Origin of the sequence: Pedobacter psychrotolerans, assembly GCF_004340665.1 — a bacterium.
Lineage (GTDB): Bacteria > Bacteroidota > Bacteroidia > Sphingobacteriales > Sphingobacteriaceae > Pedobacter > Pedobacter psychrotolerans.
In genome coordinates, this window is record NZ_SLWO01000002.1 from 540,082 (window position 1) to 559,871 (window position 19,790).

The 19,790-nt window shown below is 36.8% G+C and carries 34 protein-coding genes; all 34 read right to left on the reverse strand.

Features of this window, described 5'->3' with window-relative positions:
• Positions 1-150: 150 nt before the first annotated feature.
• Positions 151-681, reverse strand: a complete 531-nt coding sequence (rplQ, locus tag EV200_RS05865) for a 50S ribosomal protein L17 (protein WP_132530116.1) — start codon at positions 679-681, stop codon at positions 151-153.
• Positions 682-807: 126 nt separating this feature from the next.
• Complete coding sequence (locus tag EV200_RS05870) at positions 808-1,800, reverse strand: DNA-directed RNA polymerase subunit alpha (protein WP_025145205.1); 993 nt, start codon at positions 1,798-1,800, stop codon at positions 808-810.
• 85 nt (positions 1,801-1,885) lie between these two features.
• Positions 1,886-2,494 (reverse strand): 30S ribosomal protein S4, encoded by a 609-nt coding sequence (gene rpsD / locus EV200_RS05875; RefSeq protein ID WP_029282720.1) that lies wholly within the window; start codon positions 2,492-2,494, stop codon positions 1,886-1,888.
• Between the two features lie 62 nt (positions 2,495-2,556).
• Positions 2,557-2,946, reverse strand: a complete 390-nt coding sequence (rpsK, locus tag EV200_RS05880; protein WP_029282718.1) for a 30S ribosomal protein S11 — start codon at positions 2,944-2,946, stop codon at positions 2,557-2,559.
• A gap of 151 nt (positions 2,947-3,097) precedes the next feature.
• A complete protein-coding gene (gene rpsM, locus EV200_RS05885; RefSeq protein ID WP_010599886.1) occupies positions 3,098-3,475 on the reverse strand; it encodes a 30S ribosomal protein S13 in 378 nt (125 codons plus the stop codon).
• A gap of 69 nt (positions 3,476-3,544) precedes the next feature.
• Positions 3,545-3,661: a 50S ribosomal protein L36 gene (gene rpmJ / locus EV200_RS05890; RefSeq protein ID WP_010599887.1), complete on the reverse strand. Its 117-nt coding sequence runs from the start codon at positions 3,659-3,661 to the stop codon at positions 3,545-3,547.
• A gap of 1 nt (position 3,662) precedes the next feature.
• A complete protein-coding gene (gene infA / locus EV200_RS05895) occupies positions 3,663-3,881 on the reverse strand; it encodes a translation initiation factor IF-1 (RefSeq protein WP_010599888.1) in 219 nt (72 codons plus the stop codon).
• A 71-nt stretch (positions 3,882-3,952) separates the two neighbouring features.
• The gene (gene map, locus EV200_RS05900; RefSeq protein ID WP_029282715.1) at positions 3,953-4,738 is read right to left on the reverse strand and encodes a type I methionyl aminopeptidase; all 786 of its coding nucleotides are present in this window, start codon (positions 4,736-4,738) and stop codon (positions 3,953-3,955) included.
• 9 nt (positions 4,739-4,747) lie between these two features.
• Entirely contained in the window at positions 4,748-6,088 is a 1,341-nt protein-coding gene (gene secY, locus EV200_RS05905) for a preprotein translocase subunit SecY (RefSeq protein WP_132530118.1), read from the reverse strand.
• Positions 6,089-6,095: 7 nt separating this feature from the next.
• A complete protein-coding gene (gene rplO / locus EV200_RS05910; protein ID WP_132530120.1) occupies positions 6,096-6,542 on the reverse strand; it encodes a 50S ribosomal protein L15 in 447 nt (148 codons plus the stop codon).
• Positions 6,543-6,646: 104 nt separating this feature from the next.
• Positions 6,647-6,826, reverse strand: a complete 180-nt coding sequence (rpmD, locus tag EV200_RS05915; RefSeq protein WP_010599892.1) for a 50S ribosomal protein L30 — start codon at positions 6,824-6,826, stop codon at positions 6,647-6,649.
• Positions 6,827-6,830: 4 nt separating this feature from the next.
• Positions 6,831-7,349, reverse strand: a complete 519-nt coding sequence (gene rpsE / locus EV200_RS05920; protein ID WP_010599893.1) for a 30S ribosomal protein S5 — start codon at positions 7,347-7,349, stop codon at positions 6,831-6,833.
• Between the two features lie 17 nt (positions 7,350-7,366).
• Positions 7,367-7,720, reverse strand: coding sequence for a 50S ribosomal protein L18 (gene rplR, locus EV200_RS05925; RefSeq protein WP_132530122.1), 354 nt, complete (start codon positions 7,718-7,720; stop codon positions 7,367-7,369).
• Positions 7,721-7,725: 5 nt separating this feature from the next.
• Entirely contained in the window at positions 7,726-8,283 is a 558-nt protein-coding gene (gene rplF / locus EV200_RS05930) for a 50S ribosomal protein L6 (protein WP_132530124.1), read from the reverse strand.
• Between the two features lie 18 nt (positions 8,284-8,301).
• A complete protein-coding gene (gene rpsH, locus EV200_RS05935; RefSeq protein WP_056869756.1) occupies positions 8,302-8,700 on the reverse strand; it encodes a 30S ribosomal protein S8 in 399 nt (132 codons plus the stop codon).
• A gap of 151 nt (positions 8,701-8,851) precedes the next feature.
• A complete protein-coding gene (gene rpsN / locus EV200_RS05940; RefSeq protein ID WP_010599897.1) occupies positions 8,852-9,121 on the reverse strand; it encodes a 30S ribosomal protein S14 in 270 nt (89 codons plus the stop codon).
• Positions 9,121-9,687, reverse strand: a complete 567-nt coding sequence (gene rplE / locus EV200_RS05945; RefSeq protein WP_088301915.1) for a 50S ribosomal protein L5 — start codon at positions 9,685-9,687, stop codon at positions 9,121-9,123. Before rplE ends, rpsN begins: the two co-directional genes overlap by 1 nt.
• On the reverse strand, positions 9,684-10,025 hold the full coding sequence (gene rplX, locus EV200_RS05950) for a 50S ribosomal protein L24 (RefSeq protein ID WP_132530126.1): 342 nt from the start codon (positions 10,023-10,025) through the stop codon (positions 9,684-9,686). The genes rplE and rplX overlap by 4 nt, the downstream gene beginning before the upstream one ends.
• Position 10,026: 1 nt before the next feature.
• Positions 10,027-10,395, reverse strand: coding sequence for a 50S ribosomal protein L14 (rplN, locus tag EV200_RS05955; RefSeq protein WP_010599900.1), 369 nt, complete (start codon positions 10,393-10,395; stop codon positions 10,027-10,029).
• 1 nt (position 10,396) lies between these two features.
• Complete coding sequence (rpsQ, locus tag EV200_RS05960; RefSeq protein WP_010599901.1) at positions 10,397-10,651, reverse strand: 30S ribosomal protein S17; 255 nt, start codon at positions 10,649-10,651, stop codon at positions 10,397-10,399.
• 13 nt (positions 10,652-10,664) lie between these two features.
• On the reverse strand, positions 10,665-10,877 hold the full coding sequence (rpmC, locus tag EV200_RS05965; protein ID WP_132530128.1) for a 50S ribosomal protein L29: 213 nt from the start codon (positions 10,875-10,877) through the stop codon (positions 10,665-10,667).
• A 72-nt stretch (positions 10,878-10,949) separates the two neighbouring features.
• Positions 10,950-11,372 carry a 50S ribosomal protein L16 gene (rplP, locus tag EV200_RS05970; RefSeq protein ID WP_010599903.1) on the reverse strand — a complete coding sequence of 141 codons (423 nt, stop codon included), beginning with the start codon at positions 11,370-11,372 and terminating at the stop codon, positions 10,950-10,952.
• A gap of 40 nt (positions 11,373-11,412) precedes the next feature.
• Positions 11,413-12,267 (reverse strand): 30S ribosomal protein S3, encoded by an 855-nt coding sequence (rpsC, locus tag EV200_RS05975; RefSeq protein ID WP_132530130.1) that lies wholly within the window; start codon positions 12,265-12,267, stop codon positions 11,413-11,415.
• 9 nt (positions 12,268-12,276) lie between these two features.
• Positions 12,277-12,639 carry a 50S ribosomal protein L22 gene (gene rplV, locus EV200_RS05980; RefSeq protein WP_056097519.1) on the reverse strand — a complete coding sequence of 121 codons (363 nt, stop codon included), beginning with the start codon at positions 12,637-12,639 and terminating at the stop codon, positions 12,277-12,279.
• 7 nt (positions 12,640-12,646) lie between these two features.
• A complete protein-coding gene (gene rpsS, locus EV200_RS05985; protein WP_010599906.1) occupies positions 12,647-12,913 on the reverse strand; it encodes a 30S ribosomal protein S19 in 267 nt (88 codons plus the stop codon).
• Positions 12,913-13,737 (reverse strand): 50S ribosomal protein L2, encoded by an 825-nt coding sequence (rplB, locus tag EV200_RS05990; RefSeq protein ID WP_088301914.1) that lies wholly within the window; start codon positions 13,735-13,737, stop codon positions 12,913-12,915. The genes rpsS and rplB overlap by 1 nt, the downstream gene beginning before the upstream one ends.
• A 20-nt stretch (positions 13,738-13,757) precedes the next feature.
• Complete coding sequence (gene rplW, locus EV200_RS05995) at positions 13,758-14,048, reverse strand: 50S ribosomal protein L23 (protein WP_029282693.1); 291 nt, start codon at positions 14,046-14,048, stop codon at positions 13,758-13,760.
• Between the two features lies 1 nt (position 14,049).
• Positions 14,050-14,679, reverse strand: coding sequence for a 50S ribosomal protein L4 (gene rplD, locus EV200_RS06000; protein WP_029282691.1), 630 nt, complete (start codon positions 14,677-14,679; stop codon positions 14,050-14,052).
• Positions 14,680-14,683: 4 nt separating this feature from the next.
• On the reverse strand, positions 14,684-15,301 hold the full coding sequence (gene rplC / locus EV200_RS06005) for a 50S ribosomal protein L3 (RefSeq protein ID WP_029278646.1): 618 nt from the start codon (positions 15,299-15,301) through the stop codon (positions 14,684-14,686).
• A 493-nt stretch (positions 15,302-15,794) separates the two neighbouring features.
• A complete protein-coding gene (locus EV200_RS06010) occupies positions 15,795-16,229 on the reverse strand; it encodes a hypothetical protein (RefSeq protein ID WP_208864513.1) in 435 nt (144 codons plus the stop codon).
• A 267-nt stretch (positions 16,230-16,496) separates the two neighbouring features.
• Positions 16,497-16,889 carry a DUF1634 domain-containing protein gene (locus tag EV200_RS06015; protein WP_229676784.1) on the reverse strand — a complete coding sequence of 131 codons (393 nt, stop codon included), beginning with the start codon at positions 16,887-16,889 and terminating at the stop codon, positions 16,497-16,499.
• 2 nt (positions 16,890-16,891) lie between these two features.
• Positions 16,892-17,725, reverse strand: coding sequence for a sulfite exporter TauE/SafE family protein (locus EV200_RS06020; RefSeq protein ID WP_132530136.1), 834 nt, complete (start codon positions 17,723-17,725; stop codon positions 16,892-16,894).
• Positions 17,726-17,911: 186 nt separating this feature from the next.
• Positions 17,912-18,505, reverse strand: coding sequence for a hypothetical protein (locus EV200_RS06025; RefSeq protein WP_132530138.1), 594 nt, complete (start codon positions 18,503-18,505; stop codon positions 17,912-17,914).
• Between the two features lie 11 nt (positions 18,506-18,516).
• The gene (locus EV200_RS06030; protein ID WP_132530140.1) at positions 18,517-19,773 is read right to left on the reverse strand and encodes a prephenate dehydrogenase; all 1,257 of its coding nucleotides are present in this window, start codon (positions 19,771-19,773) and stop codon (positions 18,517-18,519) included.
• Positions 19,774-19,790: the final 17 nt, after the last annotated feature.

Consider the following 19,790-nt stretch of genomic DNA (forward strand, 5'->3'; position numbering starts at 1 on the left):
AGATTTGATTTCAACTAATCTAGATTAATCACCTTATTCAGTTCAGCATTTCATGGCTTAAAGATTCTTCACTGCGTTCAGAATGACAAGAAAACAAAAAAAGTCCTGATCTTTCGAACAGGACTTTCTAAACTTTTAAAGTTGAATATATTATTCGCCTTTTGGTTCTTCAGTAGCAGGAGCTTCTTCAGTAGTAGTTTCTGGAGCAACTTCAGCAGTTTCAGCTTTCGCTTCTTCTGATTTTGGAGCAGCAGCAGCTTTACTTCTACCACGACGAGTTGTTTTCTTCTCTTCTTTCGCTTCTACATCTTTACCATAAACTTCATTATAGTCTACCAATTCAATTAAAGCCATTTCAGCGTTATCACCTAAACGGTTGTTTAATTTAATGATACGAGTGTAACCACCTGGACGATTTGCAACTTTCTCAGCAATTTCGCGGAATAATATAGTTACTACTTCTTTATCTTGTAAGTAAGCAAATACTGTACGACGTGAGTGAGTAGTATCATTTTTTGATTTAGTGATAATTGGCTCAACATATACGCGTAAAGCTTTTGCTTTTGCTAAAGTTGTAGTAATTCTTTTGTGCAAAATCAGTGATGAAGCCATATTAGCTAACATCGCTTTTCTGTGTGAGGTAGTTCTACCTAAGTGATTGTGTTTTTTACCGTGTCTCATTTCGAGTGTTATAAAGTATATACCGTCTCTTTGCAATTAAGCTGAGGGAATTATATACTATGAAAAAATATTATTTATAGGTAAGTTTCGGACTCAAGGCTTTTGATTCCGAACTTATGACTATCTTTATTCTTCGTCTAATTTAAATTTAGACAGGTTCATACCAAATGATAAACCTTTCGATTTTACTAATTCCTGAATCTCTGTTAAAGATTTTTTACCAAAGTTTCTGAATTTTAACATATCAGCAACATCGTAAGAAACTAAATCAGCTAAAGTGCGGATATCAGCAGCTTTTAAGCAGTTTAATGCTCTAACTGAAAGATCCATATCTACCAATTCAGTTTTTAAGATTTTACGCATGTGTAAAATTTCCTCATCAACTTCTTTAGTTTCTTCTTTAGCTTGAGATTCTAATACTAAGTTCTCATCAGAGAATAGCATAAAGTGTTGGATAAGAATCTTAGCCGCTTCTTTTAATGCTTCTTCTGGATGAATTGAACCATCAGTAGAGATATCTAAAACCAATTTCTCATAATCCGTTTTTTGCTCAACACGAAAGTTTTCGATCGTGTATTTCACATTTTTCATTGGAGTATAAATCGAATCGATCGCAATAACACCTACAACAGCATCAGCAACTTTATTTTCTTCAGCAGGTACATAACCACGTCCTTTATTGATGGTTAATTCCACTTCCAAAGTAACAGATTTATCCATATTGCAAATAACATGCTCAGGGTTTAAAACTGTAAAGTTGTTAGAGAATTTAGTGATATCACCAGCTTTAAACTGATCCTGACCATTAACGATGATGAAAACTTTTTCAGAATCACCTGAATCGCCAGTTTTCTTAAAACGAACTTGTTTTAAGTTTAAGATGATATCAGTTAAATCTTCTACAACACCTTTCATGGTAGAAAATTCATGAGAAACTCCTGAAAAACGAATAGTAGTAATAGCATAACCTTCTAATGAAGAAAGTAATATTCTTCTTAAGGCATTACCAATTGTTACACCGAAACCGGGCTCTAAAGGACGAAATTCAAATGTGCCATCGAAATCGGTTGATTTCTGCATGATCACTTTGTCTGGTTTCTGAAATGCTAAAATTGCCATTTATATTTTTTTAAATTCGTTATTGAATATATAGTAACAAGAAAAAAGTTAATTACCCTTTTGAGGTAATTAACTATCTTATTTATTACTTTGAGTATAACTCGATGATTAAGTTTTCCTTAATGTTTTCAGGAATCTCATCACGTTGTGGATAGGTTAAGAACTTACCAGTTAATTCACTGGCGTTCCACTCTAACCAGGCAAACTTATTAATCGTTCTGCCCGCAACTGAGTTACTAATTGATTCTAATGATTTCGATTTTTCACGAACAGCAACCACATCACCAGCTTTTAACTGATATGAAGGGATATTTACAACTTCACCATTCACAGTAACGTGTTTATGGCTAACTAACTGGCGTGCACCAGAACGGGTTGTTGAAATACCTAAACGGTAAACTGTATTATCTAAACGTGCTTCTAATAACTGAAGTAAGTTATCACCGGTAATACCAGCACGTGAAGATGCTTTTTTAAACAAGTTACTGAACTGTTTTTCTAATACACCATAAGTATATTTTACTTTTTGTTTCTCCATTAACTGGATAGCATATTCAGATTGTTTTCCTCTTCTTTTTGATGAGCCATGTTGCCCAGGAGGATAATTTTTTCTGTCTAACACCTTATCAGGACCGAAGATTGGTTCTCTGAATTTACGGGCGATTTTTGATTTTGGGCCTGTATATCTTGCCATTTTTTTTTCTGTTTTAAAGTATCATTCGGCCTTTAACCGAAGATTCTTAGCTTTAAAATTAATTAAACTCTTCTCTTTTTAGGAGGACGACATCCGTTGTGAGGAAGTGGAGTTATATCTTTAATAGACATTACTTCGATACCTGCTACTTGCAAAGTTCTGATTGCAGATTCACGACCTGAACCCGGACCTTTTACAAACACTTCAACTTTACGTAAACCTAGATCAAACGCAACTTTACCGCAATCTGAAGCCGCTTGACCAGCTGCATACGGCGTGTTCTTTTTAGAACCTTTAAAGCCCATTTTACCAGCAGAAGACCATGAAATGGTTTGTCCGCTGTTGTTTGTTAAGGTAACGATGATGTTATTGAAGGTAGCATTGATATGCGCCTGTCCAACAGACTCAATTACAACGATACGTTTTTTTGTTACTTTTTTACTCTTAGCCATTTTATCTTTTAGATTTTAGATATGAGACTTGAGATATGAGAATTTCTCTACCCCGATACTCAGTATCCTACTTTTTCTCTTTTGTTCCAGATTTGAGCAGATTTTAAAGACATGATTCTCACATCTAAATCTCACCTCTCACATCTATCTATTACTTAGTAGCTTTTTTCTTGTTAGCAACTGTCTTTCTCTTACCCTTACGAGTACGTGAGTTGTTTTTAGTACGCTGACCACGAGAAGGTAAACCTTTTCTGTGACGTAAACCACGGTAACAACCAATATCCATTAAACGTTTGATGTTTAACTGAACCTCTGAACGTAAAGCACCTTCTACTTTAATTTCATCGTTAATCATTGTACGGATTGCTGATAACTCATCATCAGACCAGTCTTGTACTTTTTTGTTTAAGTCGATGCCTGCAGTAGTTAAGATACGTTGTGCAGTAGTTCTTCCTATTCCGTAGATATAAGTTAAACCAATCTCTCCTCTTTTGTTTCTTGGTAAATCAATACCTGAAATCCTTGCCATATTTGTTTATGTTTTACGTAATTCCGAACGGCGGGCCACCGTTGTGCGGATCATTACAATATTTTTAAATTACCCTTGACGTTGCTTGTATTTTGGATTTTTCTTGTTGATAACGTAAAGTTTACCTTTACGGCGAATAATCTTGCAATCAGCGCTACGTTTTTTAATTGATGATCTAACTTTCATTTTATTTATATCTATAAGTGATGCGTCCCTTTGTTAAATCATAAGGAGACATCTCTAATTTTACTTTGTCACCAGGAAGGATTTTGATGTAGTGCATCCTCATCTTACCTGAAATATGGGCGATAATCTCGTGTCCGTTTTCAAGTTCTACCCGGAACATTGCATTAGACAATGCTTCTCTGATTACTCCGTCTTGTTCAATTGAGGCTTGTTTAGCCATATTTTGTTGATTGTTACTTAATTAGCTGCTTCTAAACAGGGTTGCAAAATTAAATAAAAAATTTTAATTATTTATTTTTTTTGTTGTAAAACTTCTTCTATTATAGAAAAGGTCGATAAAACTTCTGCTTTGCCCCTTTTTATAGCCACTGTGTGTTCAAAATGTGCCGATGGCTTATTGTCTTTACTGGTTACCGTCCATCCATCGTTATGGAATTTAACACCGGCAACACCTGCATTAATCATAGGTTCGATCGCAATTACCATTCCTTCTTCAAGTTTTGGTCCTGCACCACGTTTTCCATAATTAGGAACTTCAGGCTTTTCGTGAAGTTTTACGCCAACGCCATGTCCTACCAATTCCCTTACTACACCGAAACCATTAGCTTCCGCATATTGCTGGACGGCAAAGCCGATATCGCCAATACGCATTCCCACTACAGCCTTCTCAATACCCAATTCCAGACAACGTTTTGTAACCTCTACAAGCTTCTGCTTTTCAGCATCAATTTCTCCGATAGAAAAAGTATAAGCCGAATCACCGAAATAGTTGTTTTTAATTACTCCACAATCAACCGAAATTAAGTCTCCTTCTTCTATAACGTATTTACTTGGAAACCCATGAACAACTTGCTCATTAGGAGAAATACATAAAGAGTTAGGGAAACCATTGTAGTTTAGAAAAGCTGGAATTGCACCATGATCGCTTATAAACTCATAAGCTAGCTTATCTAGTTCAATAGTAGTCATGCCTGCTTTTATCACTTTAGCTACTTCTGCTAAAGTTTTAGAAACAAGCATGGAACTTTCTCTTATTAACTCGATCTCCTCAAGAGACTTGTAATAAATTTTAGACATTCTTCAGAACTACAATGCTGCATTGCTACTGGCAGCAGGAACACCTGTTCTACCTGTAACTCTGCCTGTTTTCATTAAACCATCATAGTGACGCATTAATAGATAACTTTCGATTTGTTGAAGCGTATCTAACACTACCCCTACTAAAATTAATAATGAAGTACCACCAAAGAAGTGTGCAAACTCTTGCTTAATACCGAATTTAACCGCTAACGAAGGTAAAATAGCAATGATTGCTAAAAATACTGCGCCAGGGAAAGTGATTTTAGAAATGACATCATCAATAAAAGTTGATGTTGCAAAACCCGGTTTAACACCTGGAATAAAACCACCATTTTTCTTCATATCGTCACTCATTTGAGTTGGATTTACCGTAATTGCAGTGTAGAAGAAAGTAAATGCGATAATTAAAAAAGCGAATGTTAAGCTATAGGCTAACGATGTTGTATTGCTGAACTGAACCAACCACGAACCTTGTAGTGACGGAACAAATTGCATTAAAGCACCAGGAATGAACATCAATGCCTGAGCAAAGATGATTGGCATTACACCAGCTGCATTTACTTTTAATGGAATGTATTGACGAACACCACCAAACTGACGGTTACCTACAATTTTTTTAGCGTATTGTACAGGCACCTTACGTACACCTTGAACAATTAAAATGGTAAACATTACCACAGCAAATAAAGCAACGATCTCTAAAACAAGCGCTACCGGACCTCCACCTTCACTGGCAGAACCCACACGAGCACTAAATTCCTGGCTGATTGCCTGCGGTAAGCGGGCGATAATACCAGTCATGATAATTAAAGATGTTCCGTTACCAATCCCTTTATCCGTAATTTTTTCACCTAACCACATTACGAATAATGTACCTGCCGTTAATACAAACGTAGATAATACTAAGAATAAAGTATTCGGTAATAAAATAGCTTCAGCCGGAACCTGCGTTTTAACGTAACCTACTGATTGAACGATTGTGATCGCTACCGTTAGGTAACGAGTGATCTGGTTCATTTTCTTTCTACCACTTTCGCCCTCTTTCTGCATTTTTTGGAAAGAAGGAACAGCAATACCCAATAGTTGTACCACGATTGACGCAGAGATATAAGGCATTACCCCTAATGCTAAAATAGATACACGAGAGAAGGAACCTCCGGCAAACATATCGAGTATGCCTAAAATTCCAGATTTTTCGTTAGCATCTAAAGCAGTTGGATCCACACCTGGCAAAACCACGTGAGATACAAAACGGTATACCAAAAGAATTAAGAGCGTAAACAAAATACGCTCTTTTAATTCTTGAATTTTCCAGATATTACTTAAAGTAGTAAATAGCTTCTTCATTTAATAATTACAATTTTACAATAGAACCACCTGCAGCTTCAATAGCTTGTTGTGCGGTTGCAGAAAACGCATGTGCTGTAATCTCTAATTTTGCTTTCACTTCACCACGACCTAAAATTTTAACTAAGTCATTTTTTGAAGCTAAACCATGCGCTTGGAGAGCAGCGAAATCGATTGTTGTTAAGCTGTGTTTTTCAGCTAAAGTTTGCAATACGTCTAAGTTTACACCAACATATTCTGTACGGTTAATTGGCTTGAAACCAACTTTAGGCACACGACGTTGTAAAGGCATTTGACCACCTTCAAAACCGATTTTGGTTTTGTGACCTGAACGAGAACCCGCACCTTTGTGACCACGGGTTGAAGTACCACCACGACCAGAACCTGTACCACGACCAATTCTTTTGCTGTTTTTTGTAGAACCTTTTGCAGGTTTTAAAGTATTTAAATTCATTTTTTTGAATTTGTGTTGCCCTTCGCTTTCACTAAACAGGTACAACGATTAAACATATATAAAGGTAGTATCAGTTTATAGCCAATACTACCTTCAAATTTTTACTAGATTGCTTCGATCGCTACCAGATGATTCACTTTGCGAACCATACCGATAATTTGCGGTGTAGCTTCAACCTCCACACTTTGGTTCATTTTAGATAATCCCAAAGCCTGAACAGTTCTCTTTTGGCGCTCGCTTCTGTCGATAACGCTTTTTACTTGTGTTATTTTGATCTTAGCCATGATATTATCCGTTAAATACTTTGTTTAAATCTATACCACGGGTTTGAGCTACTGTATAAGCATCACGCATTTTAGTTAATGCATCTACGGTTGCTTTTACCACGTTATGTGGGTTAGATGAACCTTTAGATTTTGCCAATACGTTGTGCACGCCAGCACTCTCTAATACAGCCCGCATCGCACCACCGGCAATTACTCCGGTACCTACTGCAGCTGGTTTGATTAAAACAAAACCACCAGAGAATTTACCGATTTGTTCGTGAGGAACAGTACCATTTAAAATAGGCACTTTTACTAAGTTCTTTTTAGCATCATCCACACCTTTTGCAATTGCTTCAGTTACCTCTTTCGCTTTACCTAAACCGAAACCAACAACACCGTTTTCATCTCCAACAACAACAATTGCTGAGAAGCTGAAAGTACGACCACCTTTAGTTACTTTGGCAACACGTTGTATACTAACCAAACGATCCTTTAATTCGATATCGGTGGTTTTTACTCTTTTTATATTGATAGTTGACATCTTACTTTTTCTTCAGATTAAAATACTAGACCAGCCTCGCGAGCACCTTCTGCTAACGATTTTACACGACCGTGGTATAAGTAGCCATTTCTATCGAAAACAACTTCTTTAACACCAGCAGCAATTGCTTTTTCAGCTACTAATTTACCTACTGCTACTGATTGGTCACTTTTGTTACCTGTTCCAGAAAAATCTTTTGATAAAGATGATGCTGAAGCTATTGTTGTACCAGTTATATCGTTAATTACCTGCGCATAAATCCCTTTATTGCTTCTAAATACAGATAACCTTGGACGTTCGGTAGAACCAGTAAGTCTTTTTCTGATCCCTTTTTTAATACGATCTCTTCTTGATAATTTTTTACCTGCCATGATTACTATTTTTTAGACGCTGATTTACCTGCTTTTCTTCTTAACACTTCACCTACAAACTTGATACCTTTACCTTTATATGGTTCTGGTGCACGTAACGAACGGATTTTCGCTGCTACCTGGCCGATCAATTGCTTGTCAATACTTTCTAAAATAATTTTAGGCGTCTGACCTTTTTCTGATGATGTAGTTACTTTAATCTCTTCTGGTAATTGAAATACATAATGGTGAGAATAACCTAAAACTAGATCTAATGTATTACCTGTGTTTGTAGCACGGTAACCAACACCTACTAATTCTTGAGTTAATTTATAACCTTCTGTAACACCAATAACCATGTTATTAAGCAAAGAGCGATATAAACCGTGTAATGCTTTGTGTTTCTTTTGTTCTGATGGACGTTGAACTGTTAAAATTCCATCTTCTTGACTTACAGTGATATCTGTATCTACTGCTTGTGTTAATTCACCTTTAGGACCTTTTACACTTACAACATTATCGTTAGATACTGTAATTGTAACACCTGAAGGGATTGTAATTGGGGCTTTTCCTATTCTTGACATTGTGCTGTTCTCCTAATATTAATAAACGTGACACAATACCTCACCACCAATGTTTAATTTGGCTGCTTCTTTATCGGTCATTACACCTTTAGAAGTAGATAAGATTGCGATACCTAAACCGTTTAATACTCTTGGCATATTTTCAACACCAGCATAGTTTCTCAAACCTGGTTTACTAATTCGCATCAAAGTACGAATAGCAGGAACTTTAGTAATTGGATTGTATTTCAAAGCAATTTTGATTGTGCCTTGAACTGTAGTATCTTCAAACTTGTAGTTCGCGATGTAACCTTTATCGAAAAGAACTTTTGTAATTTCTTTTTTAAGGTTTGATGCAGGAATTTCTACAACACGGTGGTTGGCCTTAATGGCATTCCTTACTCTTGTTAAATAATCTGCTATTGGATCTGTATTCATTTTTTATTGTTTTTGATAGTGGTTTCCTTCTGCTACTCAGCTGTGGGACCTGCTACCGGTTAAAATTCTTTTAAAAGCAAAAAGACTAAAGCACAAAGACTAAAGCGACATACATTCGCTTTAGACTTTGAGCTTTCAGCTTTAAGCTATATTACCAAGATGCTTTTTTAACACCTGGTATTTTACCGTCTAGTGCCATTTGGCGAAACGTTACCCTTGAGATACCAAAGGTACGCATATAACCGCGTGGACGACCAGTTAATTTACAACGGTTGTGTAAACGTACCGGAGATGAATTTTTAGGTAATTTATCTAAACCTTCGAAATCTCCTGCAGCTTTTAATGCTGCACGTTTTTCAGCGTATCTAGCTACCAATTTTTGGCGCTTAACTTCGCGTGCTTTTACACCTTCTTTTGCCATTATTCTGCTGTTTTTTGATTTTTAAATGGTAATCCGAATTGTTTCAATAACTCAAGTGCTTCAACATCAGATTTCGCCGAAGTTACGAAAGTTATATCCATCCCTAAAATTTTATTGATTTTATCTATATTAATCTCTGGGAAGATGATTTGCTCAGTAACGCCTAAAGTGTAGTTACCTTTTCCATCAAAACCTTTATCGTTAATACCTTTGAAATCACGAATACGTGGCAAAGCTACAGAGATCAAACGATCTAAGAACTCGTACATATTGTTATCACGTAATGTTACACGTACACCAACAGGCATACCTTTACGCAATTTAAAGTTGGAGATATCTTTCTTAGAGTTAGCCGGAACTGCTTGTTGACCAGTAATGGTTGACAATTCAACGATTGTCGTATCCATGATCTTTTTATCAGTTACAGAAAAACGACCTACACCCTGATTGATACAGATTTTTTCCAATTTAGGAACCTGCATTACAGTTTTATACTGAAATTTCTCTTTTAATGCATTTACAACTTCTTCTTTGTATTTGCTTTTTAATCTAGGTGTAGCCATTATTTAATTTCCTCCCCTGAAATTTTAGCAACTCTAACTAATTTACCATCCGCGTTTAGTTTACGACCAACACGTGTAGCTTTACCAGATTTTGGATCAACCAACATCAGGTTAGAAATATGAAGAGCAGCTTCTTTTTTAATAATACCACCGTTTGGATTTGCAGCATTTGGTTTAGTATGTTTAGACACTAAATTAACGCCTTCTACAATGGCTCTGTTTTTTTCTATTTGTACTGAAAGTACTTTTCCTTGTTGACCTTTTGAATCGCCAGCAATTACTTTAACTAAATCTCCTGTGCGGATTTTAAGTTTTGATGGTGTATTTACTTTGTTTCCCATTTTATAATACCTCCGGTGCTAATGATACAATTTTCATGAATTGTTTTTCACGTAGTTCTCTCGCAACCGGGCCAAAGATACGTGTACCTCTTGGCTCATCCTGTGCGTTCAATAATACAGCTGCATTATCGTCAAAACGGATATAAGAACCATCTTTACGACGGATTTCTTTTTTAGTTCTTACAACAACTGCTTTTGAAACTGTACCTTTTTTAATATTACCTGACGGTAATGCGCTTTTTACGGTAACAACTACTTTATCACCAATTGAAGCATAACGTTTGCCGGTTCCACCTAGCACGCGAATTACCAATACTTCTTTTGCGCCGCTGTTATCAGCAACGTTTAATCTTGATTCCTGTTGTACCATCTTATTTAGCTCTTTCTAAAATTTGTACCAATCTCCAGTTCTTGTTCTTACTCAAAGGACGAGTTTCCATGATCAATACTGTATCACCGATACCGCATTCGTTTTTCTCGTCGTGAGCCATAAATTTGGTAGTTTTCTTAACGAACTTGCCATAAATCGGGTGCTTTACTTTACGCTCAACGCTCACTACAACAGATTTATCCATCTTGTTGCTTACTACTAATCCCGTTCTTGTTTTTCTTAATTGTCTTTCCATGTCGACTCTCAAATTATTTAGTTTCAGTAGCTGACTCAGTGTTTTTCACTTTAGTCAACTCAGTGTTTAAACGGGCTATGTCTTTCCTTACTTTCGCAATACGCGAAGGATTTTCGATAGCTGAAATAGTGTGTGCGAACTTTAATTTTGATAAGCTCTCTTTTTCTTCCGCAATCTTAGCTACTAATTCTTCTTTTGAAAGCCCTGTGATTTCTGAATTTTTCATTTTTCTTTTCTTTTACGTTGAGTGTAGCGGTTATAATAAACAAGTATTTACAACATTCACCTCAACACTTTACTATGCTTCTACGTAATCTCTACGTACTACGAATTTGGTTTGGATTGGTAATTTCTGAGCTGCTAAACGCAATGCTTCTTTAGCTACTTCTAAAGGCACACCTTCAGCTTCGAAAATTACGCGTCCAGGTCTTACAACTGCTACCCAATACTCAGGAGCACCTTTACCTTTACCCATACGTACCTCAGCAGGTTTTTTAGTTACTGGTTTGTCCGGGAATATTCTGATCCACACCTGACCTTCACGTTTCATGAAACGTGTTACGGCGATACGGGCAGCCTCTATCTGGCGACTTGTAATCCAAGTTGCTTCTAAAGATTTGATACCGAAAGATCCGAATGCTAATTCAGCTCCACGAGAAGCTAAACCCTTCATTCTGCCTTTTTGCATCTTCCTGAACTTCGTTCTTTTTGGCTGTAACATTTTATTTTGTTCTAATCGTTAAACGATGTTAATAAATCAATTATTTACGAGGACCTCTGTTAGCGCCTGCGCCACCACCTCTATTTGCTCCGGGACCACCTTGACCTGGACCACGACCACCACCTTGGTTTCCACCACGTCTGTCGTTACCACCGCCACGGCTATCTCTTCCACCACCACCTCTGTTATCTCTTCCACCGAAAGCTGGTTTCTCTGATGCGCCTTTTGGACCGTTGTTTGTCGAACCAATGTTTGGAGACAAATCACGTTTTCCATAAACCTCACCTTTACAGATCCAAACTTTAACACCTATTTTACCATAAGTAGTTAAGGCTTCAGCTAAAGCATAGTCAATATCAGCACGGAATGTATGCAAAGGCACTCTTCCTTCTTTGTATTGCTCAGTACGTGCCATTTCAGCACCACCTAAACGACCAGAAGTCATGATTTTAATACCTTCAGCACCCATACGCATAGTTGATGCGATAGAAGATTTCATTGCTCTACGGAATGAGATCCTTGCTTCTAATTGTTTAGCAACACCTTCTGCAACTAATTGTGCATCAAGTTCTGGGCGTTTAATTTCAAAGATGTTAATTTGAATTTCCTTTTTAGTCAATTTCTTTAACTCTTCTTTGATTTTGTCAACCTCAGCACCTGCTTTACCGATTACGATACCTGGACGGGCTGTGTGGATAGTTACGGTGATACGTTTTAACGTACGCTCAATAACCACTTTAGCAACACCACCTTTAGCAATACGGGCAGAAAGGTATTTTCTTATTTTCTCATCTTCAACTAATTTATCGGAGTAGTTGTTGCCACCGAACCAGTTAGAATCCCATCCTTTGATGATACCTAACCTGTTACCTATTGGATTTGCTTTTTGTCCCATTTCCTAAAATTAGTTTTGAGTTGTTTCTGTATTTTTACTATCTACAATCAGCGTTACGTGGTTAGAACGTTTACGAATTCTATATCCACGGCCTTGAGGAGCTGGACGTAAGCGTTTTAACTGACGGCCACCATCAACCATAATTGTTTTAACAAAAAGTTGATTTTCTTCAGGACGGGCACCTTCATTTTTAGATTCCCAGTTTTTGATCGCAGATAATAATAATTTCTCAACTCTTATTGCTGCTTCTTTATTGGTAAACTTTAAAATGCTTAATGCTTTCTCTACACGTTCACCTCTGATAAGATCTACAACCAAACGCATCTTACGCGGTGAGGTTGGACAATTGTTTAATTTTGCTATTGCTTCCATTGTCTAATTATTTTTTCTTTTCAGCGTGTCCTCTGAATGTTCTGGTTGGAGCAAATTCTCCCAACTTGTGACCAACCATGTTTTCTGTTACGTACACTGGAATAAATTTATTACCGTTGTGTACTGCAAATGTATGATTAACGAAATCTGGTGAGATCATTGATCTACGAGACCAAGTTTTGATTACAGACTTTTTGCCTGAATCATTCATAGAGTTTACTTTTTTCTCTACGTTATGGTCAATATACGGTCCTTTTTTTATCGAACGAGCCATTATTTCTTCCTTCTCTCTATGATGTAACGATTAGAATATTTTTTAAGTTCTCTGGTTTTAAAGCCTTTAGCTAAAACGCCATTTCTTGAACGTGGGTGACCACCTGATGATCTACCTTCACCACCACCCATTGGGTGATCGACAGGGTTCATCGCTACCGGTCTAGTTCTCGGACGACGGCCCAACCAACGTTTACGACCTGCTTTACCTAATACTTCGTTTGCGTGATCTGAGTTAGATACAGCACCGATAGTAGCAAGACAAGTAGTCAAGATTAAACGGGTTTCGCCTGAAGGCATTTTCAAAGTAGCATATTTACCATCGCGGGCAGCTAATTGTGCGTAAGCACCTGCACTACGAGCTAATTGTGCTCCTTTTCCAGGGTGAATCTCCACGTTGTGGATGATAGAACCTAATGGAATGTTCGATAATTTTAAAGTGTTACCTACTTCTGGTGCTGCTGCATCGCCCGATAATAATACCGAACCCACTTGCAATCCTTCAGGAGCAATGATATAACGCTTCTCGCCATCTGCATAATGTAGTAATGCAATGCGGGCAGTACGGTTTGGATCGTATTCAACAGTTGCTACTGTTGCAGGAATATCAAATTTATCACGTTTGAAATCGATCAAACGGTATGATTTCTTGTGACCACCACCCATGTAGCGCATAGTCATCTTTCCTGTGTTGTTACGTCCACCAGACTTTTTTGATGATACAACCAATGATTTTTCGGGCGTGGTTGCTGTAATCTCCGTAAAACTAGCACCAACTCTGAAGCGGGTACCTGGAGTAACTGGTTTAAATTTTCTTAAGCCCATAGTTATAATGAATTATTAAATTAAAGGGTTGCGTAATAATCTATTGTTTCGCCGTCTTTCAACGTTACGATTGCTTTTTTGTATTTCGGGCTACGGCCAGATACAAAACCTGCTTTAGTGTAACGTGATTTAGCTTTTCCATCAACAACCATTGTGTTAACTGCAACGATAGTTACACCGTACAATTTTTCAATAGCTGCTTTAATTTGGATTTTGTTAGCCTTGTGGTTAACGCTAAATGTGAAACGGTTAGATTTCTCAGTTAAAGCTGAAGCTTTTTCGGTTAATATTGGTTTTTTTAAAATGTCCATATTATTTGGCAAACGCCTCCTCCAAAGTTTTAACAGAATCTGCAGTTAACACAAGTACACCAGCATTTAATACATCATAAGTATTTAAATCTGCTGCCGAGATTACTTTTGTTTTCTGAACGTTTCTGCTTGATAAATAGATATTATTATTTTGTGCAGGTAAAACCAATAAAGTTTTTTGAGTACCTACGTTTAACGCAGCCAATAAGCTTGTATAGTTTTTAGTTTTAGCAGTATCGAAGTTGAAATCTTCTAAAATTACCACGTTGTTATCTTTTGCTTTATAAGCTAAAGCTGACTTACGTGCTAATGTTTTTAATTTCTTGTTCAATTTAAAGCTATAATCACGTGGTTGAGGACCGAAAACACGACCACCACCGTTAAATAACGGAGATTTAATGCTACCAGCACGCGCACCACCTGTACCTTTTTGCTTGTATAGTTTACGGGTCGAACCTGCAATCTCATTACGTTGTTTAGATTTGTGAGTACCTTGACGTTGGTTAGCCAAATACTGTTTTACATCTAAATAAATCGCGTGGTCGTTAGGTTCGATACCAAATACCGATTCAGGAAGTTGCACCTTGGCACCTGTTTCTTTACCTGAAATGTTTAATACTTTAACTTCCATCTGATTACTTGTCTAAGATTACGTAAGAACCTTTAGCTCCTGGAATGGAACCACTAACTACTAATAAGTTTTGCTCAGCATAAACTTTCAAAACTTGTAAGTTCTGAACTTTTACCCTGTCTCCACCTGTTCTTCCTGCCATGCGCATTCCTTTGAATACACGTGAAGGGAATGACGATGCTCCCAATGAACCTGGGGCACGTAAACGGTTATGCTGACCGTGAGTCTGCATACCAACACCGGCGAATCCGTGGCGTTTTACAACACCTTGAAAACCTTTACCTTTTGAGGTACCTACAACATCAACAAAATCGCCTTCTGCGAATGAATCAACAGTTACTACATCACCTAAATTAAGTGAAGTTGTAAATGAATCAAATTCTACCAGCTTGCGTTTCGGAGTTGTGTTTGCTTTCGCGAAATGGCCTTTCAATGGTTGAGTTGTGTTTTTCTCTTTTTTCTCATCATAACCCAACTGGATTGATGAATAACCATCTACTTCTTCGGTTTTTACCTGTGTAACTACACAAGGTCCAGCCTCGATTACCGTACAAGGAATGTTTCTTCCTTCGGCATCAAAGATACTGGTCATTCCTACTTTTTTTCCAATAATTCCTGACATTTTATCTTTTCTTTTTAACACCCATCGAAGCAGTAGGGCTTCGTTCAAGGTGGTTGTACATCCCTTTAAAGGGAGGGCAAAGATAGACAAGAAATATTAATTTTCAAATAGTTAGCGAAATATTTTTTCAAATAAATTGCTGATATGATGGTATTTAACTTTTAAAGACACATTAAAGCCTTAAATTAGAATTTAAATGAGTTGTTAAAAATTTAACCAGTTGCATTTTTATTCTATTTTCAGCTATAAAAAGCAACAGTACAGCGGATTAGAGAATAAATAACTTCAGGAATACTTTTTCTCCTTATTTCTAATGGCTGTACAAATGGCTATCACAGCATCTTCATTATATTCATAGATAACAGAATATCATCTATCAAAGTATTTTCAAAGCTTATAACATAAATAATATCATTGTTAATTAGAAAATACTGACATGTGACTGAGTAAAAAACATAAATTCACCTTTTGAAATGACACTTCGATCAGGATGTTAAATACCTTCTCTATCTGGCGTGGTATCAAATCCATTATCCGAAAATAAGTCATCATCTTCTACCTCATCTTTATAAAAGAAGTAGTTTCCAATGCCGACATGTTTATCCAATGTAGACAATACGCTATTAATCATAGCGGCAGTATCATGAGGTCCAACATAATAAGCCGGAACCCCATTTTCACCAAATTCAATATTTATGATTGGAATACGATCATCATCTTCTTCGAGTATAAACTGGCCTACCCCCCAATCTTTATGTGGTTTGAAACCACAACTCTCAGCGAAAGCTTCTGCACCATATATAATATTGTGTGCCATGTTATAGTCAATCACTTCCCCATTCATGTACGATACCAGATCTTCGAACTCATCTATAGGAATATTAAACTTAAAGGCCGAATCTTTAATACCTAAGCACCTGACATCCACAAGATATATGCCTACAGTAAAATTTTCATTGATGTGAGTCCGACTAATCAGCACGTTTGCAATACCACTCTTTTCCCAATCATGAGAGATATAACATTGTCCCAATGGCAATTGCCTAGCCCGTGATCTAATGAAATTATCAGGGTTTTGAAATAGCTGAATAACTTTTCCAGTTTTTGCCATTATTTGTGAAAACTATGAACACAATTTTAGATGTTTTAACGCATTTAAACTACATATTTTTTCAATATTCTGGAAACATTGGGTTTAATGTGCTAAACCTCCATTCAAACTGATGGTGATAATCGCCAGAATAATTAAGCCAATTAATACGTATAGATAATCCCTTTCTATCAAAAAGCTAAAAATAGCAAAAATGATACGGGCTACTGGCGTAAAAATTAACATCAATATGCCAAACTGTACAATGGCATCACCATGAAAAGTAAGTAAGCCTTTAAAAATGGCCGCAATAGAAGAGAACTTAGCAAGTTCTGGTTTAAACACCTTATAGTCGGTAATGACTCCCTTATTATGAATCAGAAAAATAATACCTCCAATGAGCACAATGGTCATCGATATGATTACACCCGCCCGTAAAAGGGTGCCAAGTATCACCTGAATATCTTTATCATTGATATTTTTATTTACTGCGCTCATGATTATAATCCGCTGATTCCTTTATAAATCATTTGAATAGCTAAAAAGGTTACAACGATTGCAAATACAATTTTTAATTTATCTGTTTTGGCCTTTAATAAAACTTTTGAACCAACAGTAGCACCAGTTAATACACCGATGCAAACCGGCATGGCAATCCCAGGATCGATCTGACCACGGTGTAAATAAACAATCGCACTGGCAGCTGCTGTTACACCCATCATAAAGTTACTCGTGGTGGTAGAAACCTTAAAAGGCAAACGCATGATATTATCCATGGCAATAACCTTTAAAGCGCCGCTTCCAATACCCAGCAAACCAGAAAGTGTTCCGGCAAAGAGCATCATTAAGAAACCAGCAGGAACATGTTTTACAGCGTATTGGTGATCCACTCCTTTATCTGGATAAGATCCATTCAATCTGAAAAATTTAGCCCATTTATCTGTATGATCTAATGTAGTATGATCTACTTTTTTCTTTAGCGTCATGATGGCAGAAAAAATAAGGATACAACCAAATATGATGGCAATATAGTTGGCATTCAAATAAACGGCTACAATTGCGCCACAGATGGCTCCAACAGTGGTGGCGATCTCCAGAAACATCCCAATCCGGATATTAGTAATCCCTTCTTTGACATAAGCTGCCGCCGAACCTGATGAAGTTGCTATAACCGAAACTATGGAAGCACCAATGGCATAGTGAATATCAACACCTAAAGCCAGAGTGAGTAATGGAATAATGATTACGCCACCGCCTAAACCCGTTAGAGAACCTAATAAACCAGCCAAAAAAGCACCAAATAAAACAATTATGGTAAACAGCAATACCGACATGCAGGCAAATATAATGTACTGATTTTGTGGAAACGAAAGATTATTTGAATAAAATAAAGTCTATATGTTATATGGATAAATAGAATTTTGAAGCAATGAATGATTGAATGAGAGAATGATTGGGTTACAAATAAATGAATATAGCATACACCAATCAATAATTCTCTCAATCAAAATTCACTCATTCTATATTTTAAAGTGAAGTTTACTTTCCTTATTTAGATCAACACCTCGTAAACTCTCCAACAATTCAAAAGCAATTTGCCTAATCGTTTCCGGGATTGGGTTGATCGTTGTTTTATCACCATTGGCATCCGTAATTTTCCATCCTGAGGTATTGATTACTAGGGGATCATCATTGGCTTCCGATTTTATTATTTTAGCCCGTGTAAATGCGTTACCATCCGAATCAATAATTAATTTTTTATTACTCCACCAGTTTTCATAAGACACCTTCACCAGTGCTGACCTATCTAATCTGGCTAAATATGTCCAGCCCATTGCAGCATGGTGTTCTAATTTCAACAAGCCAATAAAATTAGTAAGGCTTTTCGAATTATAACTTTCCGAACTGCAAAGGAGATCCAAGTGAGTAAGTTTAAGCTCACTTAACAATGATTTAGATTGATTCGAGTTATTAAAAATTATAGCAATTTTTTCTGATATGTCATGAATAACAGCTTTATTTCCCTTGTCATATTCACCACAAAGAGCATCAATATCTTTTAATTGCTGTTGTAATAACGAAACCAGTTCAGGTTTATTCAAAATAGTCTTCATATTAAAAAAAACTACTTACCCAACCGTTTAATCATTTCGGCACTCAAGTCCCTCCCATCATTTAATCGGTTGGCAAAAAATGATTTAGCAGCTTCAAAATGCTCCTTATAACCCTTCAAATCTCCATAACCAATTATTGAAGCCCATTCATGTACTGCGGTATGGAATTCTAAATCATCACCTCGGATGGATTTATCATACAATGCCGTGTAAATAGATTCTTCAAGCATAGCTTCATTTTTAAAAAGATATTCTGCAATGCCTAATCTTAATTTAAACGGTGGTGTTTGGCAAATTAAATTGTCATAAGGATTTACACCCATTTTATACCAGGCATACACCATGCTTAATAAACTCAGGTGTGAATTTGGTTTTTGTTTATGGTCTGCATCAGAAAGACTGAACTCTTTCATAATGTTATCATCCAGAAGCAAAAGGGTTCGGCTTTCATGAAAAACGAAATCACGGGCAGCATAAATTTTAGCTCTAAACTTTTCCTCATTTTCACAGATCATCAGTTTATATAATTCTGATTCTGCTTGAGCATAATATTTTACTTGTTTTTGAGCATATGGATTTAAAATGGCGAGCCCTGCATAAATATGTGATTTGTAACTGAAAATCCTAAGTGTAGTTAAAATTTTTACGTTATCAATTCCACCGGCATAAGCTGGATTATCCCATGGGAAAAAGCCTGCATTTTTCCAGGCTGAGCCCATACTCTCGAAACCCATGTGGGTAACAGCTTGTGTATCGGCAACAATCCGATCATGTTCCCGGTAGTCATCCATTTCGATGATATTCGATTTTAACGATCTGTAAACATTTAAAGCTTTGGCATAAACCTCATCAGTTGCACGATGGCGTACCACTACCAATGTTTGTCCTTCAGGACTGAAAGCCGGACCATGGAGAGAATGACAGGTTACAATTTGGGTATCTGCTGGAAGATGTTTTTCAAAAGCCGCAATTTCAGGATGTTTTACTGAAGTTTGTCCGGAAACAATGGCACCAAATTTTGTGGAACGTGCAAAAGTAGCCACCACCTCATCTATCTTCTCGGCCTCGACACAATAAATGATGAAATCAGATTTACGGGCCACCTCGTGCCCATCGATTAAAATTTCGATGCCTTTAGGTTCAAGCTCATTTTTAAGATCGGTAAAACGTAAGGGTTGGTCTGCACCGCACACTTTATAACCTGCACTTACAAACGAAATGGCGTATAATTTACCCATATCACCCAACCCAATAATTCCTATTTGCATAGAACAAATGTAATCTA